A 6487-nucleotide genomic window follows, 5' to 3' on the forward strand; every position below is an offset into this window, starting at 1 on the left:
ATGGTTTATTTTTGTTGTAACGGCGAGCCGCCTATCCCTCCCATGTGAAATATAGCGCCCCGGGCACATCGACCTCCTCGTAAAAATCAGTTATCATAGATGTAAAAATAGAGAAACAGAGGAAAGGAAGTACTGTATGCCGTCCAAAATATTAAAAGAATTCAAAGAATTCGCCATGAAAGGAAATATGATCGAGCTCGCCATCGGAGTGATCATCGGCGGCGCATTCGGCAAGGTCGTCACCTCCATCGTCAACGATGTCGTCATGCCGCCGATCGGCTTACTGCTGGGCCGCGTCAATTTCTCGGACCTGTTTGTCAGCTTGAACGGAACGAGCTATTCCAGTATCGCCGAGGCCAAAGCGGCTGGAGCGCCGACGCTGAATTACGGACTTTTTATTAATACGCTGCTCGATTTTTTAATCGTATCGTTCGTTATTTTTATTGCCGTCAAGCAGGTTAACCGGTTCCGCAGAAAGCAGGACGACAAGCCGGAGCCGAAAAAGGATACGGTGGAATGCCCCGAATGCCTGTCGGAAATTCCCGAAAGAGCTGTACGCTGTAAATATTGCACCGCCCGACTAGAGCCTTCCGTTGATAAAAAACAACTTACCAATTAAATGGAAAATGCGAATAAGACAAGTAAGCGGCCAAGTCTGCCGCATCATAATAGAGTCACATGTATAGCGGGTGCACGCTGTCCATCGCGATGAGACAGGCTGTGTCCGCTTTTTTTCGCTAGCATGGCGCTTAAGCTAAGGCTGTCAGTCGTTTGGTAAAAGCGAGGATAAGCTAAAAACATCCGAGAATCATCTATTTCCGGCAGGCTGCGATTCCTTTATAATTTGGGGGCGTTATTCCTGAAAAGACATTGCATAAGAAAGGAACGATAACGATGGACACGCTCTCATTATTTGATACAGCATGGATTCGCAAGCACGCCGACGCGTCGCTCAAGGCGGGTCCGATCCATATTACGGCTGCCGTCGCCAACATGAGCGAAGGCGGTCCCCATGATTACTACTCCAACGGCGATTACTGGTGGCCGAATCCCGATACGGCGGACGGCCTTCCCTATGTACGGCGCGACGGGGAAAGCAACCCCGGCAATTTCGACAGCCACCGGCTGCTGCTGCGCAGCATGAGAACCCATGTGGCGAACTTGGCCGCGGCCTACAAAGTCAGCGGAGAGGAATCTTATGCGGCGAAGGCGGCGGGTCTGTTGAGTGTGTTTTTCCTGGATGAGGCGACGCGGATGAATCCGCATTTGCTCTACGCGCAGGCGATACCCGGCATTTGCGCCGGCAGAGGCATCGGCATTATCGATACGCTGCATCTGATCGATATTCCGTTCGCCATTGAAGCGCTACGGCCGTCGCCATCGATGACCGATGAGCTGTATCAGGGGCTGCGGCAATGGTTCAGCTCCTACTTGACCTGGATGAGCACGCATGAAAATGGCATCGAAGAAATGAACGCGGACAATAACCACGGCGTATGCTGGTTTGTGCAGGCTGCGACCTTTGCGCGGTTTACCGGCAACGAGAACATGCTGCGCTTTTGCAGACAGCGTTACAAGGAATCGCTGCTGCCGGATCAGATGGCGTCGGATGGCAGCTTTCCCCGCGAGCTGGCGCGGACCAAGCCATACGGCTATGCGATATTTGTACTGGACAATATGGCGACGCTGTGCCAGGTCCTGTCGACAACGGAGGACAATCTGTGGAGCTTCGAGCTGCCGGACGGACGCGGCATACGCAAAGGATTCGATTATTTGCTCCCTTATATGCTGGATAAAGCGGCATGGCCTTACCCGCCGGATGTCGAGCATTTTGAAGGCTGGCCGGCCAAGGTTTCGTCATTGCTATTTGCCGGTCTGGCGTTGGGCAAGGAGGATTGCGTTCAGCTGTGGAAACGGCTTGACCCCGATCCTGCGGGTTTGGAGGTGCGCCGCAATATGGCGATACGCCAGCCGCTGCTGTGGCTGTGAGCACATCAAGGAGCTTTAAAGAAAAAGCCCATTTTTCCACGTAACTGCACCATTGATTGCTGCTCTTCATAAAATAACCTTGACTGTATCCCTACACCTTGTAATGATACAAAAACCCGGGCAAGGAGGGGTGACACTTGAAGGGCAGCGACCAAAAAAGTAAATTTTTGCTTACCAATCGTGAACGCGAGGTTTTCGAATTGTTGGTGCAGGACAAAACAACCAAGGATATCGCACAGCAGCTGTTTATCAGCGAGAAGACGGTGCGCAATCATATATCCAACGTCATGCAAAAACTAAATGTAAAAGGTCGTTCACAAGCAGTTGTCGAGCTGATAAAGCTTGGGGAGTTACAAATCTGACTGACACTTTTTTATACCCGCCATGCCCAGCCTTCTTTCTACGTATCTTACGGATACGCAAGAAGAAGGTTGTTTGCATTTTACGGCGATCCGGAGGGGCCGACGCACAAATCGACAGCCGGTTCATAACGCCGCCAAGCTGATTGGAGCAGTATCTTCTCCGAAACGGACTTTTGTTGTATGATGAAGAAGGAATCCGAACCAGGAGGGGCAGATAGCTATGAGCGAAACCGCCGGTTATGCGGACAGACGTCTCGGCAGGATCAGACCGTTAGGCTTGCAGCGAGAGCTTCTTCAAATAGCGGCCATGCTGACGATGCTGATCGACCATATCGGCGCCGTCCTGTTTCCTGAACAGCCGGAGCTCCGGATCGTCGGAAGGCTGTCTTTTCCGTTCTATGCGTTCGGTATCGTTCAAGGTTATTTGCTATCCGGCAATGTGAAAGCTTATATGAAGCGTATTGCCCTGCTGGCAGTTATTTCCGAGCTGCCTTATGTGCTGGCGTTCGGCGTATGGGAGATCAATGCGCTCGGTACGTTGTTCATCTGTCTGACGACCCTGTTTGTCATGGATCGCATCCGTTTCCTGATCGGCAAGCTGCTGATAGCCGGCGCCGCAATTGCATGCTTGGCGTGGGTTCCGGCAGATTACGGGTTTTATGCGGCTGTGCTTATACTGATTTACCGGTACGCCCAAGCGCATGCTGCGATCGTGTTCCACTGCTTGTTAAATACATATTATGGATTGAGCCAGGGCGCGCAAATTCAGCATTTCAGCATATTGTCCACCGTCTGGTTGGCTGCCGGCCCGAATGTCCGGTTCAGCGGCCGACCCGTTCCGCGCTGGCTATGGTTGTCATTTTATCCGCTGCATTTAACACTGCTAGTTGTCATCAAACGGTTATTTTTCTAATTTTTGTTAGAAAAGCTTGAGAAAACAACATCATGAACGTATTGTAGTAGAAGAGGTCAAGCTGTCAAATAAACTGTATAGGTGATAGACATATTATGAGGATAAGAGGAAAAGGAATCGGCCCGTCCAAATTAAGAAGCATCTACAAGCTCCGGAAATCGGAAGAAAAGCTGCGCCTCGCCCGGGAAGAGTTGGCGACGATGATTCGCGAACAGCAGGGACTTATTTTTAAATATAAACAGATTGACGGTCAAATCATGTTGACGCTTTGCGACGGGGAGCTGCTGCACAGGTTCGGCATGACTCCGGATCGCATCGTCGGACAAAATTTGTTGGAGCTCATTCCGCAGGAAAGCGCCTATTTAATCAATCATTTTTACGATGCCATGAACGGCAAGGAAAATGTGTATTTTGAAGGATCGAGCAACGGAATTACTTACATAGCTACGCTTAGGCCGATCGTACGGAACGGAACGGTTGTCGAAGTTGTCGGCTCCTGCATCGATATAACGGACCGCAAGCGCATGGAGCTCACCCTTCAGGAAAGCGAGCAGCAGTACAGACAGCTGGTTGAAATGTCGCCGGAACCGATCATCGTTTGCGACCGCAGCTGTACGCTGCTGTTTGTTAACGATGCGGCTGTCAAGCTGCTGGGAGCGGCTTCGGCCTGCGAGCTGATCGGCCAACCGTTTATGACGTACGTGGATCCGGATTCCGCCAACGTGCTTGCAGCGGCATTGGAGCATTTGTTTGTGAAGAACAGCCCTTTCTATACTTTTGAAAAAAAATGGATCGGGCGGAGCGGTAAAGTTACCGATCTGGAAGCCCGGGGCGTGCCAATTTTGTATGCGGGTCAAAAGGCGGTGCAGTTTTTGTGCATCGATATTACAAACAGGAAAATTGAGGAAGAAACGATCCGCGAAAGCGACCGGAGATACCAGATGCTGTTGAAGCTGTCGCCCGAGCCGGTGATTGCCCATGACGAGGATATGCTCGTCTATGCGAATGACGCTGCCGTCAAATTGGTCGGCGCCGACTCCCGCGAGCAATTAATAGGAAAGTCGGTGTTTAACTTTTTGCATGAAGACTTTCATGAAGGCTTTCGGCAAAAAATGCGTCTTGTGAAAGCAACCGACGAGCAGTTAACGCTTGGGTCGGCCAAGGTCATTACGCTGCGCAACGAGGTTGTGGAAGTCGAGGGCAGCTCGATTTACGTCTACAAGCATCTGAATGTGCCGCTGTTTCAAACCGTCTTCAGAGATATTACCGAACGCAAACGAACGGAAGAAATGATGATACGCTCCGAAAAGCTGTCGATTGTCGGCCAGCTGGCGGCAGGCGTCGCTCATGAAATACGCAATCCGCTCACGACCTTAAAAGGGTTCACCCAATTGATCAAGGCTGGAAAAATAAGCGATGGCTACATCGATCTGATGCAGGTGGAGCTGGAAAGAATCAACCAGATCGTCAGTGAATTCATGGTCATCGCCAAGCCGAAAGATGTGGAGCTCAAACGGCATGATCTTCATAGAATCATTGTCGATGTCATTCATTTTATGGAAATGCAGGCCATCATGAACAACGTGGAGTTCAAGTACAGTCTGCAGGAGCATGTTTGCTGCCTGTGCAATGAGGACCAGTTAAAGCAGGTTTTTATGAATATTTTGAAAAACGCGATCGAGGCGATGCCGAGCGGAGGTTTCATCGAGATTGCAATGGCCTGCGAAATCGACAGAATCGAGATCGATTTTACCGATCATGGGGTCGGCATCCCCAAGGAGATGCTATCGAGGCTTGGCGAGCCCTTTTTTACAACGAAGGAAACGGGTACGGGTCTCGGACTTATGATCTGCCACCGGATTATCGAATCGCATAATGGCACGATGCAGATCAGGAGCAAGCCGAAAAAAGGGACAAACATTAAAATTACACTGCCGAATGGGTGAATAACCGCTTCGGCGGACGAGGAGTGAGCCGAATGAATGAAGGAGCCGTCGTCAATTCGACGTTCAGCTTGGCCGCCGGAGAAGATGCCGTCATACGGGGGCACGTGCAGGTTGTGGAAGCCGGCGGGAGGAAGCCGGTGCTGATCGTATGCCACGGCTTTAAAAGCTTCAAGGATTGGGGTTTCTTTCCATATATAACGAAGCGGTTTGCGAAAAGCGGATTCTACGTGATTCATTTCAACTTCTCCCACAACGGGGTGAAAGTGACCGACTTTGACGAGCTGTACAAATTCGCGGTCAATACGTTTTCCCGGGAGCAGGCGGATTTGGAGCTGCTGCTGCAGCGTCTGCTGCAGGGAGAGCTGCCTCATGCGGAGCAGGCGGATTTAAGCCGGATCGCGCTGCTCGGTCACAGCCGGGGCGGAGGCAACAGCGTGCTGTTCGCTGCAGCGCACGCCGAGGTTCGGGCGGTCGTGACGTGGAACGGCATCGCCGATGCGGATTTATTCGACGATGCATTCAAGGAAGAAATAGCCCGCAGCGGGGTGGCGTACACGCGGAATGCGCGGACGCAGCAGGATATGCCCATTGCTGCTGCATTTTATGAAGATCTTCAGGCGAACCGGGAGCGCTTCGATATTACGCGCCATTGGGTGCAGCTTCAGATCCCGATGCTGGCCGTTCAAGCCGATCACGATTCGCCCCGGCTCGCGCAGGGCTTCGAGGCGCTTCGGCAGGCTGCGCCGGAACATAGCTACGTTATCGTTAAGGACGCCAACCACACCTTCGGCGCGATCCATCCTTTTGCAGGCACGACGCCGCAGCTGGAGGCAGCGATCGAAGCGTCGCTCCGTTTTTTGCAGCAGCGTATGTAAAGAAAGCCATGAGGCTTTGCCGTCCGGCACGCAGTCGCTCGGCAGCGGCGGCACCACCGATTGACCGATCCGGAAAGGGGACGGTCTTTTATTTTGTACACGCAAAAAAGTTTTTATTTTTTTATTGAAAGCGCTCGCATTAATTGACCGTTCTGTTATATAATAAGGGAAGAAATTGATGACTGTTACAGTAACAGAGAACGCTGTCAAAGGAGTGTTAGCGTTGGCCGTTGAACCGATGAATCCCTTTGAATTGTATGCTTCAAAACGGTGCACCCAGTGCGGTTCCGTGCTTGAGGAGCAGTCCGAGTGCCACAAAACCACTTGCGACGAATGCGAGGGCAACACGTTTTATCCGTTATCGCCGCTTCAGCCGGCGGGCAAGCCGGTCCGTTTTATGCA

The 6487-nt window shown here is 51.6% G+C and carries 7 protein-coding genes (1 of these 7 only partly in view); all 7 read left to right on the forward strand.

The window, feature by feature from the left end; all coding sequences use genetic code 11:
- The first annotated feature begins 148 nt into the window (after positions 1–148).
- Complete coding sequence (mscL, locus tag E1757_RS13275; protein WP_181956648.1) at positions 149–619, forward strand: large conductance mechanosensitive channel protein MscL; 471 nt, start codon at positions 149–151, stop codon at positions 617–619.
- A gap of 275 nt (positions 620–894) precedes the next feature.
- A complete protein-coding gene (locus E1757_RS13280) occupies positions 895–1989 on the forward strand; it encodes an alginate lyase family protein (RefSeq protein ID WP_133228775.1) in 1095 nt (364 codons plus the stop codon).
- A gap of 137 nt (positions 1990–2126) precedes the next feature.
- Complete coding sequence (locus E1757_RS13285; protein ID WP_089200926.1) at positions 2127–2351, forward strand: helix-turn-helix domain-containing protein; 225 nt, start codon at positions 2127–2129, stop codon at positions 2349–2351.
- A gap of 220 nt (positions 2352–2571) precedes the next feature.
- A complete protein-coding gene (locus E1757_RS13290; RefSeq protein WP_133228777.1) occupies positions 2572–3264 on the forward strand; it encodes a TraX family protein in 693 nt (230 codons plus the stop codon).
- Between the two features lie 95 nt (positions 3265–3359).
- Positions 3360–5210, forward strand: coding sequence for a PAS domain-containing sensor histidine kinase (locus E1757_RS13295; protein ID WP_133228779.1), 1851 nt, complete (start codon positions 3360–3362; stop codon positions 5208–5210).
- A 32-nt stretch (positions 5211–5242) separates the two neighbouring features.
- A complete protein-coding gene (locus E1757_RS13300; protein ID WP_133228781.1) occupies positions 5243–6085 on the forward strand; it encodes an alpha/beta hydrolase family protein in 843 nt (280 codons plus the stop codon).
- 178 nt (positions 6086–6263) lie between these two features.
- A protein-coding gene (gene yhfH / locus E1757_RS13305; RefSeq protein ID WP_246079183.1) for a protein YhfH crosses the window boundary here: on the forward strand, positions 6264–6487 show its 5' portion. It continues 34 nt past the right edge of the window; the window shows 224 of its 258 coding nt (coding positions 1–224); it begins with the start codon at positions 6264–6266; the stop codon falls past the right edge of the window.

This window comes from Paenibacillus piri, from assembly GCF_004354045.1.
GTDB classification, from domain to species: domain Bacteria; phylum Bacillota; class Bacilli; order Paenibacillales; family NBRC-103111; genus Paenibacillus_S; species Paenibacillus_S piri.

What these genes read in the sequence shown, in the direction of transcription:
- E1757_RS13300 (WP_133228781.1), top strand. Translation starts at nt 5,243, where the DNA reads ATGAATGAAGGAGCCGTCGTCAATTCGACGTTCAGCTTGGCCGCCGGA.
- E1757_RS13295 (WP_133228779.1), top strand. Translation starts at nt 3,360, where the DNA reads ATGAGGATAAGAGGAAAAGGAATCGGCCCGTCCAAATTAAGAAGCATC.
- E1757_RS13290 (WP_133228777.1), top strand. Translation starts at nt 2,572, where the DNA reads ATGAGCGAAACCGCCGGTTATGCGGACAGACGTCTCGGCAGGATCAGA.
- E1757_RS13280 (WP_133228775.1), top strand. Translation starts at nt 895, where the DNA reads ATGGACACGCTCTCATTATTTGATACAGCATGGATTCGCAAGCACGCC.